The sequence below is a fragment of the Natronolimnohabitans innermongolicus JCM 12255 genome (assembly GCF_000337215.1).
GTDB classification, from domain to species: Archaea; Halobacteriota; Halobacteria; order Halobacteriales; family Natrialbaceae; genus Natronolimnohabitans; species Natronolimnohabitans innermongolicus.
Genome location: NZ_AOHZ01000018.1, coordinates 52,545 through 74,198, shown reverse-complemented (window position 1 = coordinate 74,198; position 21,654 = coordinate 52,545). Strand labels below are relative to the sequence as shown.

At 65.9% G+C, this 21,654-nt stretch carries 20 protein-coding genes; 7 read left to right on the top strand and 13 right to left on the bottom strand.

Going from position 1 to position 21,654, the window contains the following annotated elements; translation table 11 throughout:
- Complete coding sequence (locus C493_RS04125; RefSeq protein WP_007258148.1) at nucleotides 1-1,011, bottom strand: aldo/keto reductase; 1,011 nt, start codon at nucleotides 1,009-1,011, stop codon at nucleotides 1-3.
- A 137-nt stretch (nucleotides 1,012-1,148) separates the two neighbouring features.
- Here C493_RS04125 and C493_RS04120 point away from each other — a divergent pair, with 137 nt between their 5' ends.
- The gene (locus C493_RS04120; protein WP_007258147.1) at nucleotides 1,149-1,493 is read left to right on the top strand and encodes a HalOD1 output domain-containing protein; all 345 of its coding nucleotides are present in this window, start codon (nucleotides 1,149-1,151) and stop codon (nucleotides 1,491-1,493) included.
- 25 nt (nucleotides 1,494-1,518) lie between these two features.
- On the opposite strand, the gene C493_RS04115 is transcribed toward C493_RS04120, so the two are convergent.
- From C493_RS04115 to C493_RS04105, 3 genes are all read right to left on the bottom strand, one after another.
- Nucleotides 1,519-2,292, bottom strand: a complete 774-nt coding sequence (locus C493_RS04115) for an ABC transporter permease (protein WP_007258146.1) — start codon at nucleotides 2,290-2,292, stop codon at nucleotides 1,519-1,521.
- Complete coding sequence (locus C493_RS04110; protein WP_007258145.1) at nucleotides 2,289-3,281, bottom strand: ABC transporter ATP-binding protein; 993 nt, start codon at nucleotides 3,279-3,281, stop codon at nucleotides 2,289-2,291. Before C493_RS04110 ends, C493_RS04115 begins: the two co-directional genes overlap by 4 nt.
- Before the next feature lie 221 nt (nucleotides 3,282-3,502).
- A complete protein-coding gene (locus C493_RS04105; protein WP_007258144.1) occupies nucleotides 3,503-4,867 on the bottom strand; it encodes a metallophosphoesterase in 1,365 nt (454 codons plus the stop codon).
- Between the two features lie 173 nt (nucleotides 4,868-5,040).
- Here C493_RS04105 and C493_RS04100 point away from each other — a divergent pair, with 173 nt between their 5' ends.
- The gene (locus C493_RS04100) at nucleotides 5,041-5,997 is read left to right on the top strand and encodes a TIGR03557 family F420-dependent LLM class oxidoreductase (RefSeq protein ID WP_007258143.1); all 957 of its coding nucleotides are present in this window, start codon (nucleotides 5,041-5,043) and stop codon (nucleotides 5,995-5,997) included.
- Between the two features lie 36 nt (nucleotides 5,998-6,033).
- On the opposite strand, the gene C493_RS04095 is transcribed toward C493_RS04100, so the two are convergent.
- From C493_RS04095 to leuS, 4 genes are all read right to left on the bottom strand, one after another.
- Nucleotides 6,034-6,636 carry a DUF420 domain-containing protein gene (locus tag C493_RS04095; RefSeq protein ID WP_007258142.1) on the bottom strand — a complete coding sequence of 201 codons (603 nt, stop codon included), beginning with the start codon at nucleotides 6,634-6,636 and terminating at the stop codon, nucleotides 6,034-6,036.
- Nucleotides 6,637-6,715: 79 nt separating this feature from the next.
- Nucleotides 6,716-7,438 carry a J domain-containing protein gene (locus C493_RS04090; RefSeq protein WP_049889124.1) on the bottom strand — a complete coding sequence of 241 codons (723 nt, stop codon included), beginning with the start codon at nucleotides 7,436-7,438 and terminating at the stop codon, nucleotides 6,716-6,718.
- 124 nt (nucleotides 7,439-7,562) lie between these two features.
- The gene (locus C493_RS04085) at nucleotides 7,563-7,838 is read right to left on the bottom strand and encodes a HalOD1 output domain-containing protein (RefSeq protein ID WP_007258140.1); all 276 of its coding nucleotides are present in this window, start codon (nucleotides 7,836-7,838) and stop codon (nucleotides 7,563-7,565) included.
- Between the two features lie 191 nt (nucleotides 7,839-8,029).
- Complete coding sequence (gene leuS / locus C493_RS04080) at nucleotides 8,030-10,765, bottom strand: leucine--tRNA ligase (RefSeq protein WP_007258139.1); 2,736 nt, start codon at nucleotides 10,763-10,765, stop codon at nucleotides 8,030-8,032.
- A gap of 183 nt (nucleotides 10,766-10,948) precedes the next feature.
- On the opposite strand from leuS, the gene C493_RS04075 reads away from it, so the two are divergent.
- Both C493_RS04075 and C493_RS04070 read left to right on the top strand, forming a co-directional pair.
- A complete protein-coding gene (locus tag C493_RS04075) occupies nucleotides 10,949-11,596 on the top strand; it encodes a hypothetical protein (protein WP_007258138.1) in 648 nt (215 codons plus the stop codon).
- Nucleotides 11,597-11,659: 63 nt separating this feature from the next.
- A complete protein-coding gene (locus C493_RS04070; RefSeq protein ID WP_007258137.1) occupies nucleotides 11,660-12,589 on the top strand; it encodes an SDR family oxidoreductase in 930 nt (309 codons plus the stop codon).
- Nucleotides 12,590-12,633: 44 nt separating this feature from the next.
- Here the strand turns inward: C493_RS04070 and C493_RS04065 are convergent, their stop codons facing one another.
- A complete protein-coding gene (locus C493_RS04065) occupies nucleotides 12,634-13,080 on the bottom strand; it encodes an SPW repeat domain-containing protein (protein ID WP_007258136.1) in 447 nt (148 codons plus the stop codon).
- Nucleotides 13,081-13,543: 463 nt separating this feature from the next.
- Here C493_RS04065 and C493_RS04060 point away from each other — a divergent pair, with 463 nt between their 5' ends.
- Nucleotides 13,544-14,569 carry an FkbM family methyltransferase gene (locus tag C493_RS04060; RefSeq protein WP_007258135.1) on the top strand — a complete coding sequence of 342 codons (1,026 nt, stop codon included), beginning with the start codon at nucleotides 13,544-13,546 and terminating at the stop codon, nucleotides 14,567-14,569.
- Between the two features lie 170 nt (nucleotides 14,570-14,739).
- Here the strand turns inward: C493_RS04060 and C493_RS04055 are convergent, their stop codons facing one another.
- Nucleotides 14,740-15,702, bottom strand: a complete 963-nt coding sequence (locus C493_RS04055) for a glycosyltransferase (RefSeq protein WP_007258134.1) — start codon at nucleotides 15,700-15,702, stop codon at nucleotides 14,740-14,742.
- A gap of 330 nt (nucleotides 15,703-16,032) precedes the next feature.
- Here C493_RS04055 and C493_RS04050 point away from each other — a divergent pair, with 330 nt between their 5' ends.
- Nucleotides 16,033-17,022: a glycosyltransferase family 2 protein gene (locus C493_RS04050; protein WP_007258133.1), complete on the top strand. Its 990-nt coding sequence runs from the start codon at nucleotides 16,033-16,035 to the stop codon at nucleotides 17,020-17,022.
- A gap of 365 nt (nucleotides 17,023-17,387) precedes the next feature.
- The gene (locus C493_RS04045) at nucleotides 17,388-18,344 is read left to right on the top strand and encodes a carboxypeptidase regulatory-like domain-containing protein (RefSeq protein ID WP_007258132.1); all 957 of its coding nucleotides are present in this window, start codon (nucleotides 17,388-17,390) and stop codon (nucleotides 18,342-18,344) included.
- Between the two features lie 650 nt (nucleotides 18,345-18,994).
- Here C493_RS04045 and C493_RS04035 read toward each other — a convergent pair.
- The 3 genes from C493_RS04035 to C493_RS22975 form a co-directional block, all read right to left on the bottom strand.
- Nucleotides 18,995-19,414 (bottom strand): hypothetical protein, encoded by a 420-nt coding sequence (locus C493_RS04035; protein ID WP_007258130.1) that lies wholly within the window; start codon nucleotides 19,412-19,414, stop codon nucleotides 18,995-18,997.
- 239 nt (nucleotides 19,415-19,653) lie between these two features.
- Complete coding sequence (glmS, locus tag C493_RS04030; RefSeq protein WP_007258129.1) at nucleotides 19,654-21,462, bottom strand: glutamine--fructose-6-phosphate transaminase (isomerizing); 1,809 nt, start codon at nucleotides 21,460-21,462, stop codon at nucleotides 19,654-19,656.
- A complete protein-coding gene (locus C493_RS22975) occupies nucleotides 21,462-21,599 on the bottom strand; it encodes a hypothetical protein (RefSeq protein ID WP_161606880.1) in 138 nt (45 codons plus the stop codon). Before C493_RS22975 ends, glmS begins: the two co-directional genes overlap by 1 nt.
- Nucleotides 21,600-21,654 lie beyond the last annotated feature (55 nt).

Genomic DNA, 21,654 nt, shown 5'->3' with positions numbered 1-21,654 from the left:
TCACTCGTCGGCGTCGGCCCGCGCCGAATCGATCCGTTCGAACTGCTCGTCGCCGAGTTCGACGTCGACGGCGCCGACGTTCTCCTCGAGTTGCTCCGGCGTCCGCGCTCCGACGATCGGTACGCAGGTAACTCGATCCTGATCCATCAGCCAGCGCAGCGAGACCTGCGCGGGCGTGGCGTCGACCTCGTCGGCGACGGACTCGACGGCCTCGAGGACGTCCCACGCGCGGTCGGTCGCGTAGCGGTCCTCGAACACGTCGTCGAGACTGCCGCGAGAGCCGTCGGGGGCCTCGACGCCGCCGTCTTCGGTGCGCTCGTACTTGCCGGTCAGGAAGCCGCCGGCGAGCGGCGAGTAGGGACAGACCGCCAGGTTCTGGTCGGCACAGACGTCGAGGTAGTCTTCGACGGTGGCGTACTGGGCGGCGTTGACCATCGGCTGGGTGACGTCGAAGCGCTCGAGGCCCTCGACGTCGCTCGTCCACAGCGCCTTCGTAAGCTGCCAGGCGGCCATCGTGGAGGCGCCGAGGTGGTTGACTTTCCCCTCGCGGACGAGTTCCGTAAGCGTCTGCATGGTCTCCCGGATCGGCGTGTTCTCGTCCCAGCGGTGGATGTAGTACAGATCGAGGTGGTCGGTTCCCAGTCGCTCGAGCGTCCCCTCGATCTGGGCGCGGATATGTTTCCGGCCGAGTCCGGAGTCGTTCGGACCGGGGTCGCCCCAGCCGTTGAAGGGGAAGTAGACCTTCGAGGCGATGACGAGATCCTCTCGGTCGACGTCGCGGTCTGCCATCCACTCGCCGATCCACTCCTCGCTGGTGCCGTCGGGGTCGCCGTAGACGTTCGCCGTGTCGATGAAGTTGATGCCGTGGTCCCGACAGGCGTCGAGCAACGCGTGGGCCTCCTCGCGACTCGTCTCGTTTTCGACGTCGCCGGTCTGGCGACCGAACCGCCAGGTACCGTAACAGAGCCTCGAGACGGTGGTGCCCGTATCGCCGAGCGTGGTGTACTCCATGGCAAGCCGTTCGCTCGCGAGCGTCAAAATCGGTGGGGAACCGGTCGAATCGTCGTTGGATCGAGCCGGTCGCCGTCGGAAAGCACTTGCAGGGCCATGCCAAGTCGTCTTCCCGGACCGCAACGGCACAGCGAACGATGGAACCGACGGAGTCTGTCGTCCGAGAGGTCGAATCGACGTCGCGGTCGGGAGCGATCGAGTACGAGTACAACGCTAATACGCCCGCCAGTATCGCCGTTATTCACGCGATCTGTATGCTCACCGACGTCGATCCGGTCGAGGCCCCGACGGAACTCGGATTCGTGCTCCACGAACACGTCGATCCGAGCGCGCTCGATTCGCTTCTCGGCGACGGAACCGGCGACGGAAGAACGACGGTCTCGTTCGAAATTATGAGCGAGGCCGCGTGTGCGGTCGAAATTTCGGACGACGGACGTATCATCGTCGAGCGCTCCGATTCGTCTTCGTCGAATCACACGTAGCGACACCGAAAACTGCCGCGATCGGTCAATCCGTCTGCGGAATCGACCGTGCGCCGAGCGCGAACGTCACGACCGCGATCGCTGCGAGGATACCGAGGTTCGCGAGTGCGGGGTCGACGCCGGCGATCGACTGCGTCGCGGCGTCGGGGTACGTCGCCGCGCGGACGCCTCGAGCGAAGTACGTCAGCGGCGAGAGGTCGACCAGCGGCTCGAACCAGCCCGGCAACTGCTCGAGCGAGATGAACGTCTCCGAGAGAAAGAGCAGCGGGAGGCCGATGGCGTTGCTGGCAGCGACGGCGCCGTCCTGGGAGTCGGTGTAGCTGCCGAGCATCGCGCCGATCCCGCAGAAGGCGACGACGCCGACGAGCACGTAGGGGAGCAACAGCGGCGAGAACGTGATATCGGCGCCCGTCATCACGACCACGAGTCCGAGGATCAACAGGCTCGCGAGGCCGATGATGGCGGCGTTGACCGCGGTCTGGGCGAGCAGCCACTCGCCGCGGGTCAGCGGCGTCGTCGCGAGTTTCTCGAAGCGGTTGCCTTCGCGGTGGCGAGCGACCTCGCTGCCCATCCGCGAGAAGGGCGTAAAGAGGACGACGACGGCGAGATAGCCCGGGACGTAGTAGGCCGCCGGCTCCGCGAACAGCCCGCCGTCGCCGGGATCCGTCTGGACCAGCGCCCCGAAGATGGCGATCAGGATCACGGGGAAGAAGAACGTAAAGAAGACCGCGGTCCGCCGGCGGACGAACGACCGCCAGCCGGCGCTGGTCTCCGATCGGACGCGACCGAGGCGGCTCACGCCGTCTCACCCGCCTGTGCGAGGTCGTCCGCAGATTCGTCGCCGCCGTCGGAGCCGCCGACGCGATCGGTTCGTTCGAGTTCCGTTCGATCCGCGAGCGCGAGGTAGACGTCCTCGAGGTCGGGTTCGGCCCACGAGAGGCCGGTGTACTCGATGTCCCGGGCCTCGAGGGAGTCGACGACGGCGGCGATCTCGGCCGGCTCGATCTCGCGAACGACGACGGCGCCGTCTGGCGTGCCGCGCCGACCGCGTTCGACTCGTTCGACGGGGTGTTCGAGGTCGTCGAACGCCTCGAGGTCGGCCGCCGTCTCGACGGTCAGGCGACTCGAGCCGCCGTGTTCGGCGACGAGGGCGTCGGGCGTGCCCTGTGCGACCAGCGAGCCGTCGGTGAGCAGTCCCACGCGGTCGGCCAGCCGCTCGGCTTCGGCCATATCGTGGGTGGTGAGCAGGACGGTCGTTCCGCCGGCCGCGAGGTCCTCGATCAGCCGCCAGACGGTTCGGCGGCCGGCGGGGTCGATCCCCGTCGTGGGTTCGTCCAGAAAGAGCACGTCGGGATCGTTGACCAGCGCCGATCCGACGCAGACCCGACGCTGCTGGCCGCCGGAGAGATCCTCGTACCAGGTGTCGCCGTCGTCTGCGAGGCCGACGTCGGCGAGCACGGCGTCGGGGTCGCGCGGGTCGTCGTAGAGCCCGGCGTAGTAGGCGAGCAGTTCGCGGGCGGAGAGACGATCCGGCGGCGAGAACGCCTGTGGAAGGACGCCGAGACGGTCTCGGTCGATGGCCGTCGGCGCCTCGCCGAGGACCCGCGCCGCGCCCGAATCGGGCTCGGTCGTCCCCGTCAGCGCGCGCACGAGCGTCGTCTTCCCGGCGCCGTTCGGCCCGATCAGGCCGAAGACTTCGCCGGCGTCGACGGCGAGTGACGCCCCCGACAGTGCCACCGTCTCGCCGTAGCGTTTCTCGAGATCCGTCGCTTCGACTACGGCACTCATACGAGTCGGTAGCGATGGGGCGAGGGTAAGGGGTTCGGTTCGCGTCTCTCGGTTCTCCCGTTTCCCCGGTTCCCTCGTTTCGCCCCCGCTCGAGGTTCCTCCCACCTCGAGTGGGCGCGGTATCGTCCGGACTCCTGGGGGTCAGTTCCGACGCAACTGTCGGACGGAATGAGACGAGATGGATCGCGGCTGCACTGACAAAATCGGGACAGCAGACCGTCTTAGTCGTCCGCGTTCAGTTTGGTGACCGTCTCCGTTTCCGCCCGCTCCACGAGGTGTCGTTCCGGCAGGTCGGGCTCGGGCTCCCGGCCGACGGTGAAAAAGCGCTCGGTGCGGGTAAGCTCCTCCGTCGCGGGGCTCGGCTTGGTGATTCGCTCGAAGCCAACGACGACGCCCTCTTCCTCGTCCGCCGGGGCGATCCGGACTGCCGCCAGCTGGTACGACGGGTAGAACACCGGCGGGAGGATCCCGATGATGCCGTCCCGGCGGTGGAGGCGTTTCAGCCACGTACCGGTGTTGACGATCACGCCCCCGTCGACCTCGTTCAACAGCGGCCGGTGAGTGTGGCCGAAGCAGAAGATCGTCGTCTCGGGCTCTTCGGCGAAGATCTCTCGAGCGGTCTCCTCGTACGTATCGGTCGGATCGACCGTGAGTTCGGTCTCGAAAACGCCGAACCGATCGACTGTCTTCCTGACGTCCTGGCGGATGAAGTACAGCGGGATCCCGATGAGTACCAACAGCCCTGCGATACCGATATTTAACGCGAGAAGGGACCAGGCGATCGTGCCGGCCGTCCCGAACTGACCGAGAAACTCGGTCGTCCACTCGACGGGTGTCGACCAGATCCCTGCCAGATGGAGTCCGGACAGTGCCACGAGGAGGATGCTGATATTAAACAGCAACAGGAACGGCACCAGCGAGTAGCGAATCAGCGGGTTCATCTCCCGGTAGAAGTACTTCGAGAAGAGCCAGATCGGCATCCGTTCGGTCGGCGTCACCGCCTGGACGTCCTTCAGCCAGTTGTATCGCCCTCGATTGGAGAGCTGTCCCGCGCGGCTCGTTACGAGCGTGTTGTAGTAGTAGCCAAGCGGCGTCGCGTGGGGGTTGCCCCAGTCCTCGATGCGGTTGTTCGCGTCCTGCTGGTGGCCGTGCTCGAAGTGGATCGCCTGCTCGCCAACCGGCCTGGTGATCGACTTCTCCTGGACGACCGTGACGTTGTACTCGGCAAAGCGCTCGACGTACTCGTCGTAGGCCGCGAGCTCGTGGTCGTGGTTCCCCGGCAAGAGCGTGATGGGGACGTTCTCGCCGGTCGCCCGGAACTGCGCGAACAGCTCCGGGTACGTCTCCTCCAGGACGTCGAACTTCTCGATTCCCTCGACTTTCGTAAACTCCCAGAGCCCGAACGCGTCGCCGTTGATAATCAACTCGGCGTTCTCGTCGGTCTCCTCGAGTCGCTCGAGAAAGGCGAGCAACTCGTCTAGAAATTCGATCTCCTCGAGTTGCTCGTCGCCGCCGATGTGGAGGTCGCTGATGACGTAGTAGGCCCGCTCGCCATCGGTGTGGTCATCGTCGAATTCGGTGGCCATTCGTTCCCAGTCTGTGGCTCCAGTTCGAAAGGTGTTGCCGTCCGTCGCTCCCAGTGGAACGTCGTCTCACACTTCCTGTCGGACGTCTATCCGGTTTGTCCGCTTTCGGCCGCCAGGAACCGCGCCCTCGCAGGCTCAACCGTTACCGGCGGGTCCGTGGTAGCTGGGCGGGAATGACACAGCTCGGTTACACCCTCTCGAGCGAAGAGCACGGACCGATGGAACTCGTCGACATCGCCGAACGCGCCGAGGCGGCCGGCTTCGACTTCCTCTCGATTTCGGATCATTTCCATCCCTGGGTTTCGGCACAGGGCGAATCGCCGTTCGTCTGGTCGACGCTCGGCGCTATCGCCACTGCCACCGACGAGATCGAGGTCGGCGTCGGCGTGACGTGTCCGACGATCCGCATCCACCCGGTCAACGTCGCCCACGCCGTGGCGACGGTCGACGAGATGTTCGGCGATCGGTTCACGTTCGGCGTCGGCACCGGCGAGAATCTCAACGAACACGTGACGGGCGAGCGCTGGCCCGAACACGACGTGCGCCTCGAGCTGTTAGACGAGGCGATGGACGTAATGGAGAAGCTGTGGACCGGCGAGACGATCAGCCACCGCGGCGAGCACTACACGGTCGAGAACGCGCGACTGTACACCTGCCCCGACGAGCAGCCGACGACGATCGCGAGCGCGTTCGGCCCGCAGACGGCCGAATGGACCGCTGAAAACGCCGACGGACTCTGGTGTTCCGGCCCCAAGGAGGCACCCGTCGAGGCCTACGAGGACGCTGGCGGCGACGGCCCCAGATACACGCAACTGCACGGCTGCTACGCGGAGACCGAGGAGGAGGCCGTCGAAACGGTCTACGAGTACTGGCCCAACGGCTCGATCCCCGGCGAACTCGGCCAAGAACTGCCGACGCCGGCCCACTTCGAACAGGCCGCCCAGATGGTCGAGAAAGAAGACATCGCCGAGGCCGGCACGACGACGAGCTCGGACCCCAAGGATCACATCGATAGCATCGAACAGGCCATCGACGCGGGCTACGACCACGTCTACTTCCACCAGATCGGCCCCGAACAGGACGCGGCCATCGAGTTCTACGAGGCGGAGGTGTTGCCGTCGTTCAGCTAGTCGACTCGTCCGGACTCGAGTGACGAACCGACGGCGTCACAACAGCGGCGAGACCGCGATCGCAAACTCGTAGCTGTAGATGTGGTTGAGCATCAGGTAGGTGACGACGCCGAGGACGAGACTCAGGATCCAGGATCCGGCGGCGATCCGGCCGATACGGGCGTGTGCGGTTTGCTCGAGTTCCCGCGGCGTGTGCGTAAATCCGAGGATCAGCGCGTAGAGAACGACGGGGACGGCCACGATCGAGAGGATGATGTGGATCGCGAGCATGATCAGGTAGGCGTACGTAACGAGTTGTCCCCCGACGAACTCCTTGGTGCCGCCACCGCCGACACGGATCAGATAGACGACCAGAAATAGCAAGATCAGTCCGAACCCGCTGACCATTGCCTGGCGGTGTCGATCGACGTTTCCGGTCCGGATCCAGTACCAGCCGGCGAGCAACACGACCGTGGTAATCGTGTTTATCACCGCGATCGCGTGGGTAAACCAGTTGACCTGGGTCTGTGTCAGGTCCGGATAGATCGGGAGATCGAGCAGGAACGTTCCGAGGACCAACCCGTAGCCGACGATCGTCAGGAAAATCGTAGCGCCGAGAGGCTGTTCTCGAAGCCGCCGTCTCGCGGTCGCGGTTGCCATTATCGAGGGTTGGGAGTACCTCCGTATTTGTCTTGCTGTTCCCACATTACGGTGGTTCGATCGTCGAACGGCGGGACCGTCACCGACGGTACGGCAGTCGATCGAGTCGCTCGCGGACGAGCGGTCGGAGTTCGAAGAGGTACCGTTCGGTCTCGCCTCCGCTGTGGGCGCCGTCTCCAGTTTCGTCGACCGTTCGATGCGTGTACATGACCTTCTCGACGGTGACGTCGTCGGGAATCTCCTCTGCGATAACGACGGCGTCGAGCGCCAGACCTGGTTCGATCGCGACGTCGGTACCACACCACCGCTCCGGAAGCCGATCGGCGTGGGGAGTCACGATATTCGATCCCTGGTAGAGAAAGCCGTCGTCGCCGATGAAACTCGTTTTCGCGGTCCCCTCCCAGGAGAGCGGTCGGTCGCCGGTGTTCTGGACGCGAAAGAAGGCGATCGTCCGGTCGGTCGACGCGATGATCTCGTCCTCGACGAGTCGCTCGAGCGAGACGTGCTGGACGAGTCCCGACAGCGTCAGTCGAAGGTCGTCGCCGTCGACCGTCAGTGACTCGTGGCCGGGTTCGAACTCCTCGTCGTCCGGAGCGTACGTCGGGGTTCGGCGGGCGGGATCGGTTACGTCCGGCGCCTGCTCGCCAACGATCGCCTCGTAGGCGTCCTGAATTCGGAGAAACTCCGCTCGAGAGCCACCCTGATCGGGATGATGTTCTTTCGACAGCCGTCTGTACGTTCGTCGGACCGTCCGGTCGTCGGCCGTCGGCGAGAGCCCGAGGGTTTCGTAGTGGCCCTCCATCGATTCGAAGTAGCGTCCCTCGACGAAAAGAGTCTTTCCGTACGCCCCTTCGTTCACTGACAAGCACGCGCTACCGTACGCGAGGCGGGGAACTCGAGTGAGACGACGACCGGGTCCCGGCGGTTTACTCGAGCGACACGGAGCCGTCTGCGTCGACAGTTACCGTGTACCCGCAGTAGGGAAAGGTGACGCGGCCTGCCGGCCGAACCGTTCCGTCGGCGTGTGGTTCGAAGAGCGCGTCGAGTGCGTCCGGGTCGATAACGGTGTGTAACGATTCGTACGTCGGTGGCCGAAGCTCGTGAGCCGGGACACCTTCTGCCTCGGCGACGGCTTCGATAATTGACCGACTCGGCGGCCGTCGCGACATCGTATCGAAGCCGTTACCGTCCCCCTCCGTCATAATCCACTCTACCAACCCCGATGGAATAAAACTGTCCTTCTTAATCGTACTGTTGACAGAATCGGCAGAACTGACCTTCGATATCGAAGGTGAGTTGAGCCGTTCTCTCCGGCTTGTTTTCCCCCGCATTCGACGACCGACCGACGCAGAAACGGACTGTGGTGTCCAAAACCTGACAACACAATCGCAGCTTACCGAATGTGGATTCCGGGTTTGCCGGGCCGCGCCGTCGCCGCCAGGTCGTCGTCGTCGCTCGCCCGGCGAACGGTGACGTCAGCGTCGAACTCGTCCGTGACGAGCCAGGCGCTGCGCTCGAGGATCTCCCGCTCGGCCGTCGGCTCGAGGACGCCCTCGAGTTCGGTGTGATCGCCGCGCTCGACGACGTCGGCGACGAAGGGGGCGACGGTCTCGCGGTCGACGTCGACCTCGAGATCCGACTCGAGGACGCGTTCGACGAGTCGGCCGGTATCGGCGCCGTCGATCGTGTCGTCGACTGCTTCGGCCACGACCGCCAGCGCGTCGTACGTCCACTCTCTGGCGACGACCAGATCGATCCGTTCGGGGTCTTCGATCGCCGCGGTGTCGACGATGTCGCGCACGTCGGCGAGGGTCGTTTCGACGAGACGTCGCTCGCGGCGGTAGTCGTCGACGCCGTGGGTGGGCTCGGGCCAGTCGGCCTCGACGGCCAGCCCCTCGCCGCGGAGCTTGTTCCAGCACTCCTCGCCGAGGTGGGGTGCCATCGGCGCGATCAGGGCCGCGAGCGTCAACAGACCGCGACGATAGATCTCGCCGTGGACGGTCTCGTACTCGCGATATCGGCGGAGCAGTCGCGCCAGTTCGCGGATCTCCGTCGCGGCGCGGTGGAACCGGAACCGCTCGTACTCGTCGGTGACCGCGGCGATCGTCCGATCGATCTCGCGGGCGATGTACTCGTCGTGGGGCTTGCGTTCGACCCGGGTTTGGCCCTCTTCGACGAAATCAGCCGCCATTCCGTAGAGGTCCTGCTGGAGGTCGTAAGCGCCGCGAACGTTGTTCGCGGTCCACTCGAAGTCCTGTTCGGGGTGGGCCGCCGAGAGGACGAACAGCCGGGTCGTCTCCGCGCCGTACTCCCGTGGCGCGACGACGTTGCCCTTCGAACTCGACATCTTCTCGCCGTCGTAGAGCACCGTCCCCTGGCTCTTGAGCTCCCGAATCGGCTCGCGAACCGAGAGCAGGTCCAGATCGGCCAGCGCCTTCGTAAAGAAGCGCGTGTAGAGCAGGTGGAGGATGGCGTGTTCCTCGCCGCCGACGTAGACGTCGACGGGCAGCCAGTCGTCGGCCACCTCGGTGTCGAACGGCGCGTCCTCGAGACCGGGCGAGAGGAATCGCAGGAAGTACCACGAGGAGTCGACGAAGGTGTCCATCGTGTCCGTCTCGCGCCGGGCGGGCCCGCCGCAGTCGGGACACTCCGTCTCGCGGAACGAGTCGTGTTCAGCGAGCGGGTTGCCCGTCGTGCGGACGAACTCCGGCAGTTCGACGGGCAACTCCTCGTCGGGAACGAGCACGTGGCCGCAGTCGTCGCAGTGGACGACCGGAATCGGGGTCCCCCAGTAGCGCTGGCGGGAGATCAGCCAGTCGCGCAGGCGGTAGGTGACGTCTTCCTCGATCTCCCCGACCTCCTCGAGCAGTCGCTTTCGGGCCGTCTCGCTCTCGAGGCCGCTGTAGTCGCCGCTATGTTCGACGATCCCCTCGCCGGTGTAGGCCCCGGACTCGAGGTCGACCTCCACGGTCGCGTCCTTCGAGGCGATCACGCGCTCGATCGGCAGGTCGTGCTCGAGCGCGAAGCCGTGATCGCGCTCGTTGTGGGCCGGGACGCCCATCACGGCGCCGGTGCCGACGTCATCGAGGACGTAGCCGGCGACGTAGACGGGGAGTTCCTCGCCGGTCAGCGGATGGGTCGCCGTCGCCTCGGTTTCGACGCCCGCGAAGCCGATCTCGTCGGGGTCCGCCTCGCGAGCGGTTTCGACGTACGCGCCCACGTCGTCGTCCGTTTCGGCCAGCTCTCGAGCGAGGTCGTGGCCGGGTGAAACGGCCAGATACGTGGCGCCGTAGACGGTGTCCGGTCGAGTGGTGAAGACGTCGACGGGACGGTCGGCGCCGTCCGCGTGCGGCTGGTCCACCTCGAACGTGATCCGTGCGCCCTCCTGGCGGCCGATCCAGTTGCGCTGGATCTCGCGGACGCCCTCGGGCCAGCCCTCGAGGTCGTCTAACCCCTCGTGAAGCTCCTCGGCGTAGTCGGTGATCGTGAAGAACCACTGGTCGAGCTCTCGTCGGGTGACGGGCGTCTCGCAGCGCCAGCAGACGCGTTCGACGTCGCGGCTCGCGGCTCCGCCGCTCGCAGTCTCCGCGGTCTCGCTCCGCTCGATCTCCCGTTCCTCGACCTGGGCCGCCGCGAGGACGGTCTCGCAGTCGGGACACCAGTTGACCGACGCCGCCTCGTACTCGACGAGCCCCTCCTCGTAGAGGCGCTTGAAGAACCACTGGTTCCACCGGTAGTAGTCCGGTTCGCAGGTGGTGATCTCTCGAGACCAGTCGTAGCCAAAGCCCATGGTCTCGAGTTCCTCGCGCATCCGGCGGATACAGGCTTCGGTCCACGAGCGCGGATCGGTCTTGCGTTCGAACGCGGCGTTTTCGGCGGGGAGGCCGAACGCGTCCCACCCCATCGGGTGGAGGACGTCGTCGCCGCGCATCCGCCGGTAGCGCGCGTAGGCATCGGTGATCGCGTAGTTGCGCACGTGGCCCATGTGGAGCGTCCCCGACGTGTACGGAAACATCCCGAGCACGTAGGTGGGGTCGTCGGCGTCGTCCGGCAGCGCGTAGACGTCGTCGCGCTCCCAGACGTACTGCCAGAACTCCTGGACCTGCGCGTGGTCGTAGTGGGTCGTCATAGTAGAGCGGTCTTGTCCTCTACTGGGCGTGCCGGCCATATCATTGTTCGGCTGTCCGAAACGCCGGCTACGCGCGTCGCGGCCGCGGTGTCCGCACTCGACGGTCGGCCGCGGTCGGTGGCAGTTACCGTCGAGTGGGCAGCGGTTAACAAAGCTGATACGGGCGAAACGACGACTCGAGCAATGAGCGGGGCCGATGACTCCGAGCCGTCGACGACAGCGTTGCTCGTCACCGCCGTGGTGGTGTTGCTGACCTTCGGCGCCATCGCGATGGTCGTCACGCCCGGGATCGGGCCGACGCTGGTCGGCCCGGACGAGAGCGTCGAGGAGGCGGAGAACGACGACTCGACGCCGACGCCCGACAACGGTACCGACGACGGCGACGACGACGCCGGCGAGGAGAACGAGACGGACGACGATGTCGACGATGACGACGGCGACGCACCGCCCGACGACGGGACGGGTCCGCCGGACGACTCCGATGACGGCGACCTGCCGGACCCGGGCGACGGTGATGGCAGCGACGCGGACGACGACGGCGATGGCGCTGACGGTGACGATGGCGACGGTGCAGACGATTCGCCCGATGACGACGCGGACGGCACCGACTTCCCGTGGGACACCCTCGAGTCGGTCCTGGCCGACGATGACGGCGACGACGCAGAAGGGGACGATACCGTCGAGCCCGGGGACGCCGACGACGGTCCCGATCCGACTGACGAATTCGCAGACGACGGTGACGACGACCCAGGACCGGCCGACGACGCAGGCCCACCCGAGGACGCCGGTGCGCCCGACGACGCCGGACCGCCTGACGACGCCGGTCCGTAACCCGCCGCAGTCGCCGCCGTCGAAATCCGGAGCTTTTGGACCGTCGCCGTCGATCACATCCGTATGACCCGCACCGTCCTCGTCACCGGCTGCTCGTCCGGCATCGGCTTCGCGACCGCTCGAGCGTTCCTCGAGGCAGACCGCGACTGGCGCGTCTACGCCACCGCCCGGTCCCGCGATCGGGACGACCTGCGCGACCTCGAGTCCCGCGGCGCCGAAATCGCCGCGCTCGATCTGACGAACCCCGACGATATCGACCGCGTCGTCGACCGGATCCGCGCGGACGCCGGCGGCGTCGACTGTCTCGTCAACAACGCGGGGTACGGCCAGTTCGGGCCGCTCGAGGATCTCGACACCGAAAAACTCGAAGCGCAGTTCGCCGTCCACTGTTTCGGCCCGCATCGACTGATCCGGGCCGTCCTTCCGGGAATGCGCGAGCGCGGCGGCGGGCGGATCGTCACCGTCACCAGCGCCGCCGACCGACTCGCCCTGGCGGGAATCGGCGGCTACAACGCCTCGAAGTGGGCCGCAGCGGGACTGCACGACGCCTTGCGACAGGAGCTGACCGACACGACCGTCGACGTGGCGGTCGTCCAGCCGGGTGTCGTGAAAACGGACTTTTACGACCGCGTCGCCGCCGAACTCGACGAAACCGAATCCACCGCGGGACCCTCGCCACACGCGGACTACTACCGTGCGCTCCGTCGCCTTCGGGCGATCGAGGGCGGCGGTCCGCTGATCAACGATCCCGACCGCGTCGCGCGGACGATCCTCGAGGCCGCGAGCGAGTCGTCGCCGTCGGCGTACTACCGCGTCGGACCGCTGCCGCTGCTCGGCTCGCTGTACGGCACGCTCGTTCCCGCCGTCGTTCGGGATCGGCTCACCCGGTTCGGCCTACGCGTCGCGGCAAGCGAACCGGTCCTCGACCTCCTCGATCGGCGCGTTCCGACCGATTCGGTGTCGGAGCGCGACTCGAGCGGGCGGTCGCGATGACACCGCGGGCGGTAGCGGCGGGAAATCCGAGTTCGCAGCCGTCGCTATCGCGTCCCGGCCGCCGTTCCCGTGCGGACGTCGGTGCGCGCCGCGTACGCGACGTATCCGGCCAGCGCCGCCACGACGATCCCGGTGACGACGGTACTCCAGAGGAGCCCCGCCTGGGCGACCTCGAGGCCCTCCATCGCGAACTGCCCCTCGAAGGCGAACGGCGCGGCGATCGTCCACAGCGCGAGCACCGCGACCAGCGACATCACGCCGGTGCTTGTCGGGTGGCCCGTCACGATCCGGTAGTAGTTGTAGCCGGCGAGCAAGAAGATCGCGCCGCCGACGAGACCGTTGTTCCACGTGATCGAGGCCGCCGCCTCGTAGACGCCGGGCGAGACGGCGATCCAGAGCCCGATCACGGAGACGATCCCGCTGAGCCACTTCTGTCCCTCCGGCTCGCCCTGTCCACGGGTCGTGGTGTCGTCGGTCATTGCTTCGCTCATGGTGATCTCCACTCGAGCGCTCGCCGCGAGCGCGCAAAAAGCGGCGTGACCGTTCCAGCCGGCGATCCACTTCACCGCCGAAACAGGAGCCTACCGCCGATGGCACCATCGAACGGCCCTCCGAGCAAAGACGCGGTTTCGAGCTCCCAATGACGTACTTCGTCGCGGTGCGGGCGTCGGTTAAGCACGTATTACATCGACGATTGATCAGCTCGAATCAAACGGCCGTGAGACTGGACCACCGGCGCCATCTCAACGTGCGAGAGACGTCTCCGGATTTATTCGCCGTCGCGATGTCCGTCCCGACAGGAATGGACCGCCGACCGATCCGCTCATACTGCCGGACAGCTCTATTCGACGATCGGTCGCTCGAATTCGGCCGTCGCCGTCGGAGCCGACCGCGAATTCGCGACCGACGGTGCACTGACTGCTGTCCGACAGTATCACGACCGCTAGAATCGCGATGAGTACGCGAACGCCCGTGAGTCGATTCCGGTCGATCGCGTCGACCGAATCACTCGTGGCCCGGTACGCCCGACTCGAGGGACGGAAACTCGCCACCCTCCTGCGAGCGGGCCGACCCGGCGCGGCGCTCGGCTCGGTCGCCGAACTGGCGACCGGACGGAACCCCTACTACGCGTACCGACTGGGGGACGAGCGTTATCAGACCGTCGTCGTCGGCGAACACGAACTGGTCGTCGACGCCGAAGACGCCGGCATCTCGCGGACGCTGCTCGCCTACGGCGTCCACGAGCACCGCTCGACGGTCGCCTACGAGCGCGAACTCGAGTGGCTCGCCGAAACCGTCGACGGACCCGTTCGACTGCTCGAGGTCGGCGCGAACATCGGCTACTTCTGTACCGTCGCCGACGGCGTTCTCGGCGACCGAGCGCGGATCCACGCGGTCGAACCGATTCCCTCGAACGTCGACGTACTCGAGGAAAACCTCGAGCGAAACGGGGTCGCCGACCGAGCGACCGTCGATCGGCTGGCGTTCGGCGCCGCGGATCGAACGGTCGAGGTGGCGCTGAGCACGCACTCGAACCAGCACCGCGTTCGGGAGGCGACGACGGACGCCGACGGCGACGAGACGCGGACGATCAGCGTCGATCAGACGACCGGCGACCGTTATCTCGAGCGTCGCGGGCTCGATCCCGCGTCGATCAACGCCGTCCGATTCGACGTCGAGGGGTACGAGTCCGAGGTGCTCGATGGACTCTCGACCGTCCTCGAGGCGCCCGGCCCGACCGTCGTCTTCCTCGAGTTGCATCCGCTCGATTTAGACGCCGAGACGCAACGAGCGATCGTCTCCCGCTTTGCGGAGACCGGGTTCGAGGTCGCCTCGGCCGTCCGAACCGACGCCGCCGCCGGCGTCGACGACGCCCGCCGCTGGCACGGCCTCGACTGCGGCGTCGAAACCCTTGGCGACCTCGAGCAAGCGATGGCAGCGAGCGATCACTCGATCGAGTGCATCGTTCGGAAAACGTAGTTCGACCGCCGCCGGCCGTCGTATCCACACCGACAGTCGATCGGCGAGACGGTCACGAGGGGACGACGAGACGACGTCGTCTCCGACTCATACGGATTGCTGTACCGATGTCCCGGCGCACCCGCCGCCCGGGCGGCGGGTGCGCCGGACCTGACGGACAGTAAACCGTATCAGCCGCCGAGAACGCGCCGCCGCACCGTTTCTTCGATCCGCCCCATCCCGTTCGAGATACCGCGTCCGTACGATAGCAGGTAGAAGCCGACCTTCTCGCGGCGCGAGAGCGACGCCCAGCCTTCGATCCCCCGGACGCTCTGCAGTCGCGGCGGGAGGTAGGGCAGCGGATTACAGACCGCCGGAATGCGGCCTCCGTAGCGGTCGGGATGAAACGCTCGTAGCTGGGTGACGCCGCGGCCGACGCGACGGGCCTTCCGCAAGATTGCATCGGCGGTCGACCGAGTCGGATGGTACATCGTCACCGCGTCCGTGTAGTGCTGGTCGTAGCCCGCGTCGCGGACGCGGTGTCCGAACTCCCGGTCGCCGCCCGAGACCAGCCGCGGATCGAACGCGCCGACGTCCTCGAGCACCGACCGCCGGACGAACAGACAACACGTCGGGGCGAACCCCATCTCAGCGACGAACTCCTCGATCGGAAAGCCGGTACGGCGGTTGTACCGCTGGGCCAGCGACTCCGACCGCTCGGCTGGAACCATCTCGACGTCACAGCCCATGTACGACGCGTCCAGACGCTCGAACGCGTCGACGGCGTCCGCGAGCCACGTCTCCTCGACGATCATGTCCGCGTCGACGAACGCGAATATCGAGCCGCTCGCGTGCTCGATACCCGTATTTCGCGCCGCATACGAGCTCTGGCGCTCGTCCTCGAGCAGGGACGTGACGTGGTCGTGCTCGTCGGCGTACGCCCGAACGACGGTCGGCGTCTCGTCGGTCGAATCGTTGTCGACGACCAGAATCTCGTGGCCCCCGTCGGGGTACGTCTGCGAGGTAAGCGCCTCGAGAGTCGCCTCGACGCCGTCGGGATCGTTGTAGACCGGAACGACGACCGAAATCAGCGGCGCTTCCGCGTCACGTTGCTCCTCGACCGATCGATCGGTTGGTGGGTCGTGGTCGTTCATCGTCGCTCGAGTGAGACTGCAGGGTTACTGACCGAGCGAACGAGACCGATCGTAAAAAGTAGCGACAGCATTCCGGCTGCGACTATCACGCAGAGGAGACAATAACGAACCGATACAGGGAGAAAACTGGTGGCTGCGGACCCAACGAAGCGGAATGGCTCTCGGCACGAGATTCGGCGGTATCGATCAGTCACGACACCGATTTAATCCCGACAAACCGATAATCCACTTCATGAATAAGTACCGCTAGCCAATCGTTCCGGCTATGTGTACCGTCGCCCGATACGAACGTGCTAGAGGAAGACCACGTGTTCGGAGTGACAGTCGTCTATGACGCTCGTCAGTGTACTCGTTCCGACATACGACCGGCCCGAGTACATCGAAGGGGCGGTCGAAACGGCGCTGGGACAGACTCACGACGAAATCGAGGTCGTCATCGTCTGTGACCCGCCGAGCGACGACACCAGACGCGTCCTCGAGTCCTACGCCGACGACGACCGCGTTCGGCCGTTGTATAACGACGAACGACGCGGCATCTCGGGGAGTCGAAATCGCGCGCTCGAGTACGCCCGCGGAGAGTTCGTCTGCATCCTCGACGACGACGACCGCTGGGCGCCGACGAAAGTCGAGAAACAACTCGCGGTGATGGCGGACAACCCGGCGTGTGGAGTCGTCTATACCGGTGGTGTCGCCAAGAGAGGCGGTCGAACCGTCGACACGTACACGCCGTCGCTTCGCGGCGATATCTACCCGGAGATCCTCGCCGGATTCGACTGCAAGCCCTACTCCGGACACATGTACCGAGCCGAGTGCTTCGAGACCGTCGGCGGCTACGACACCGAGTTCGACTGCGGCGAAGACTGGGATTTGACGATCCGAGTCGCCCGGGAGTACGAGTACGAGTACGTCGACGAGCCGCTGGTGGTTCGCCAGTACCACGACAGGAACGTCTCCGAACTGGCCGCGGTCGAACAGCGCGAACAACTGCACCGCGACCTCGATGAGGCCACCGACGTCTGCGGTCGCATCTGGTCGAAGTATCGCGACGATATTACCAGCAATCCCGGGATCGAACGCCGATTCCGGCACGGTCGGCAGATCAACTCCGCCTGGACGGAACTCGACCAGAACAACAGGCGCCGCGCACTTCGATACGGGCTACAAGCCACGCGCCACGACCCGTCGGTCGCGAGTCTCGCGCTCTGTTGTTTCGCCGTGGTCGGACCGTCAGTCGTCGATCACATTCGCACCGTTCGCGATACCGTCGTCGACTCCCGTTCACGAGTCGCGGACGCGGGCGAACTACAGACAGTCGAGTAGCGGACGTCGGCCGCCGTCCGCGTTCGGCGGTCGAACGGATCTTCGAGGCTCGAGCAAGCGGTCGTCGGACACTGTTTCACGAACTGCAACGGTCTTATCGATGCGATAGCGCGCTCCTTATCGAGGGTATAGTGAACCGTCGATAGCTGAAACGGACAGGTAATGAACCACGTTTGTCCTGCTTGCGCGTTCCCGAACGCCGACCGGGAACCGAGACGCGAGCTGAGACGGCATTCGACGAGTCGGACTGCAGACAGCGCCTCGACGGCGAACGGGGTCGATAGCCGATCGATCGTCGTTCGATCGGCATCGGCCCGACAGAGTGCAGGTACGCCGACGTAACGCAGATGCAAGAGGAGAATACAATGAGCCGAAACGTCCGAGAGCCGAGTACGGAGACGCGAGCGCTTCAGAAACACGTACAGATCCTGCTTACCGTCAGCGGGGTCGTCTTCCTGGTAATCGGGCTGGTATTCGCGGCCAGCGGCGCCTCCATCACCGGGATGGTCGGCTCCGTCACGGACGACACGGACGACGAGGAAGACCCCGCGAGCGACGATGCCGACGATGACGAGGGCGACGGAGACGACGCCGATGCGGACGACGACGCCGACGACGGCGGTGATGACAGCGGCGATGACACCGATGACGGCGATAGCGACGAAACTGACGATGACGGGGACGATTCGGATGCCGACGACGGTGACAGCGACGAAAACGGTGACGACGACAGCGACGACTCCGACGACGCGGACGACGAAGACGACGAGGACGAAACCCACACCCTGACGGTCTTCGTCGAGGACGACGACGGCGATTCGGTCGACGACGCCACCGTCTTCGTCGACCCCGAAAGCGGATCCGAAGACGACCGTGACGCCGACGACGGCGAGGTCGAGTTCGACCTCGAGGACGGCGAGTACGAGGTCTCCGCCGAGGCCGACGACTACGAGAGCGACGAGACCGACGTCGAAATCGACGGCGACGACGAAACGGTCACGCTCGTCCTCGAAGCGGACGACGATGACGATGATGACGACGACAGCGACGACAGCGACGACGAAACCCACGACCTGGACGTGACCGTCGAGGACGACGACGGCGACGCGATCGAGGACGCCACCGTCACCGTCGAGGACGACGCCGTTCTCTTCGGCTCGAGCGAAGAGCGAGACACCGACGACGACGGCGAGGTCGAGTTCGAACTCGAGGACGGCGAGTACGCGGTCTCCGCGGAGGCCGACGACTACGAGAGCGACGAGACCGACGTCGAAATCGACGGCGACGACGAATCGGTCACGCTCGTCCTCGAGGAAGAGTAGCGCTTCGTAGCGCCCCTTCCCGTTTCGTACTGCCGACGGCTCCGGCTCGAGTACCCCGTTCGCGGTCGCGACTCGACCGCGCTCGGCGCTGTTTCCTGTTCTTCTCACGCGGTCACTCGACGATCAGCGCGGCTCTCGATTTCCTGACAGTTCCATTCTATCGGTCTCGCGCCGCTCGAGTCGCAGAAACCGGTGGGGCGATCCGTCTCGCCGTCGAGTTCGAGACTGTGAGGACGGCCACTGAACGACCGTCGACGCGGTCATATAGGGCAGACTCCCCAATCCAGCGTTCTCTGGTGCCCGCGGTCCCCCTCGAAAGACGCTGCGGGCGTTCAGTGCGCTGAGCGCCTCGAGCGGCGCCGCCTCGAGGACGATCGACTCGAAATGTCGCCACCGGTCGGCCACGGCGTACTCGATCACGCGGCCCGCTTACGGTCGCTCGGTGGAAGGGAAAATCCAGTGTGAGACGGTTGGGTCGTCACAACGGTGGAGAAGAGACGTTCCGGACTCGCAATAGCGAACCGGTTGTTCGGCCGGTGAGAAGGTCCGAGTTGGAGCGTTCAGTAAATCGACCACCTGCCATCCCGCGACCTCGAGTCGGATGGAGTGCCATCGGCAGCAGCCGGGAATCGGGGGGAGTGCTATCGACATCAGCCGGGAGGATGGAGCAAATCAGTTGCGATAGCCCACAACACGACGACATCGAGGGCCATCGGCATCACCTTCGTGGCGCCGAAGAACCCCGCCATGAGCGCAAGCGACAGGATGGCCCCGCCCCCAGCCAGGATCCGCCACCAGCCGAACGGGACCCGGATCTCTACCACTGCGAGGGCAGCACAGAAAAAGAGCGTTGCCGCGATCAGCGCGAGAAACAACCCAGTAAGCGGCAAGTCGGCCGACATCGAAACCTGGCCCAATAGCCCGCTGTCGCCATCGCTCCAGGGCCAGACCCACCGCAAGAGACCGCCGAACTCTCGCTGGGCGTCGCCGTCCAGTGGGACGAGATACGAAGCCGCAAAGTGGGCCTGGAGTACCAGCAGTGCTGCAAACAGCCAGTTCACTATCGTCATACTGTTCGTAGGCCAGCCAGTGACAAAATCCCACCCGCGCGATACAGTAGTCCCCTCGGTGAGCACCAGCGACCGCTCGAGACCGACGCGAGAACAGAAACCGAACCGAGAGACGACAGAACCGAGTGAGATGCTCCGAACGCGCCTGGACGGACCGCCGCCCCCGCCGGCGCCCGCGGTCGGTCGCGGGTCCGCCGGAGCGTCGAGACGGCGTTCCGTCTCGAGTGTCGATTAGACCCTTACTCGACCGTGACGCTCTTCGCGAGGTTTCGCGGCTTGTCGATCGGACGCTCGAGGAGGTCCGCCGCGTGGTAGGAGACCAGCTGCAACTGGACGTTCGCGAGCAGGCCGGCCCAGACGGGATGGGTGTCGGGGATCGAGAGGTGGACCTCGGCGACGTCGACGAGCGGGTGGTCGTCCGGACAGACCGCGACGATCGGCGCGCCGCGGGTCTGGGCTTCGATCGCGTTCGTCTTCGTCTTCTCGTCGTCGCCGCTGGTGGCGACCGCGAACACGGGCGTCTCGTCGGTCACGAGCGCCAGCGGACCGTGTTTGAGTTCGCCCGCGGCGAACCCTTCCGCGTGCTCGTAGGTGATCTCCTTGAACTTCAGGGCGCCCTCGAGCGCCACCGGGTGGCCCAGACCGTTGCCGATGAAGAAGTACGAGTCGCTGTCGTGGAACTCGCGGGCGATTCCCTCGGCGTCGGTCGTCTCGAGGACGGTCTCGACGTGTTCGGGAAGGTCGGTCAGGTCCTCGAGCATCGTCTCGCGATCCGCGGCGGCGGCCGCCTCCGGAACGTCCGCGGCGATGCGCTGGGAGAGCAACGCGAGCGTGACCGCCTGCGAGGAGAACGTCTTCGTCGCGGCGACGCCGACCTCGGGACCGGCGCGGATGTAAACCGCGTCGTCGGCCTCGCGGGCGGCCGTCGATCCGACGACGTTGGTGACGGCCAGCGATCGAGCGCCGCGGTCGGTCGCCTTGCGAACCGCGTCGAGCGTGTCGGCAGTCTCGCCGCTCTGCGTGACCGCGACGACGAGCGTCGCGTCGTCGACGGGGCCGGTTTTCGACGCGTACTCGCTCGCGCGGACGACGTCCGTTCGGACGCCGGCCGATCGGAGGAGCTGGGCGCCGTACATCGCCGCGTGGTAGGAGGTTCCGCAGGCGACGAACTGGACGGTATCGACGTCGCTGAACGTCCCCGCAGGGAGATCCTCGAACGCGACGTCGCCGTCTTCGACGCGGCCCTCGATGGTGTTCGAGAGCGCCGTCGGCTGCGTGTGGATCTCCTTTAGCATGTAGTGGTCGTACTCGCCTTTCCCCGCGTCCTCGGGGTCCCAGTCGACGGTGTCGACCGGCCGCTCGACGGGCGACCCGGCGAGGTCGGTGATCTGGTATGAGTCGGGCTCGAGAACGACGAGGTCGCCGTCCTCGAGGTAGATGACCTCGTCGGTGTGATCGAGAAACGCCGGGACGTCGCTGGCGAGGAACCACTCCTCGTCGTCCAGGCCGAGGACGAGCGGCGAGCCCTTTCGCGCGGCGTAGACGCGCTCCTCGCCGTCGACGATCGCGGCGATCGCGTAGCTGCCCTCGAGCGTTTCGACGGTCTCGCGGACGGCGCGTTCGGTGTCGCCGTGGCGGTCGCGGTACTCGTCGATGAGGTGGGGGATAACCTCGGAGTCGGTGTCGCTCTCGAACTCGTGACCCGCCGCCTGCAGCTCCGCGCGGAGTTCGTCGTAGTTGTCGATGACGCCGTTGTGGACGACGGCGACGTCGCCGACCGTGTCCGTGTGCGGGTGGGCGTTCGCGTCGGTCGGCGGGCCGTGGGTACTCCAGCGCGTGTGGCCGATCCCCATGTTGCCGTGAAGCCGAGGCTCGACCGACGTCTTGAGCTGGTCGACCTCGCCCGAACACTTCCGGACCTTGACGCCGTCGCCGTTCTGAACGGCGATCCCCGCGGAGTCGTAGCCGCGGTATTCGAGGTTCTCGAGTCCGGACAGCAGCGTCTCGGTCGCATCGCCGTGGCCGATCCGGGCGATAATTCCGCACATCAGCCGCTCACCTCCACTCGAGCGGCCGCCGCCCGCGAGTCGGTCGCAGATGAGTGAGAGGCGCTGTACTGGGCCGTCGCCTCGAGGGTCGGCGCGCGGTTCGAGCCAGCGATCGGGAGCATCATAGTTCGTGTCATAGTTCTCAGTCACCCGCGTCCGCCGACGGCGGAGCGGGTCGTTACCGGAGTCAAT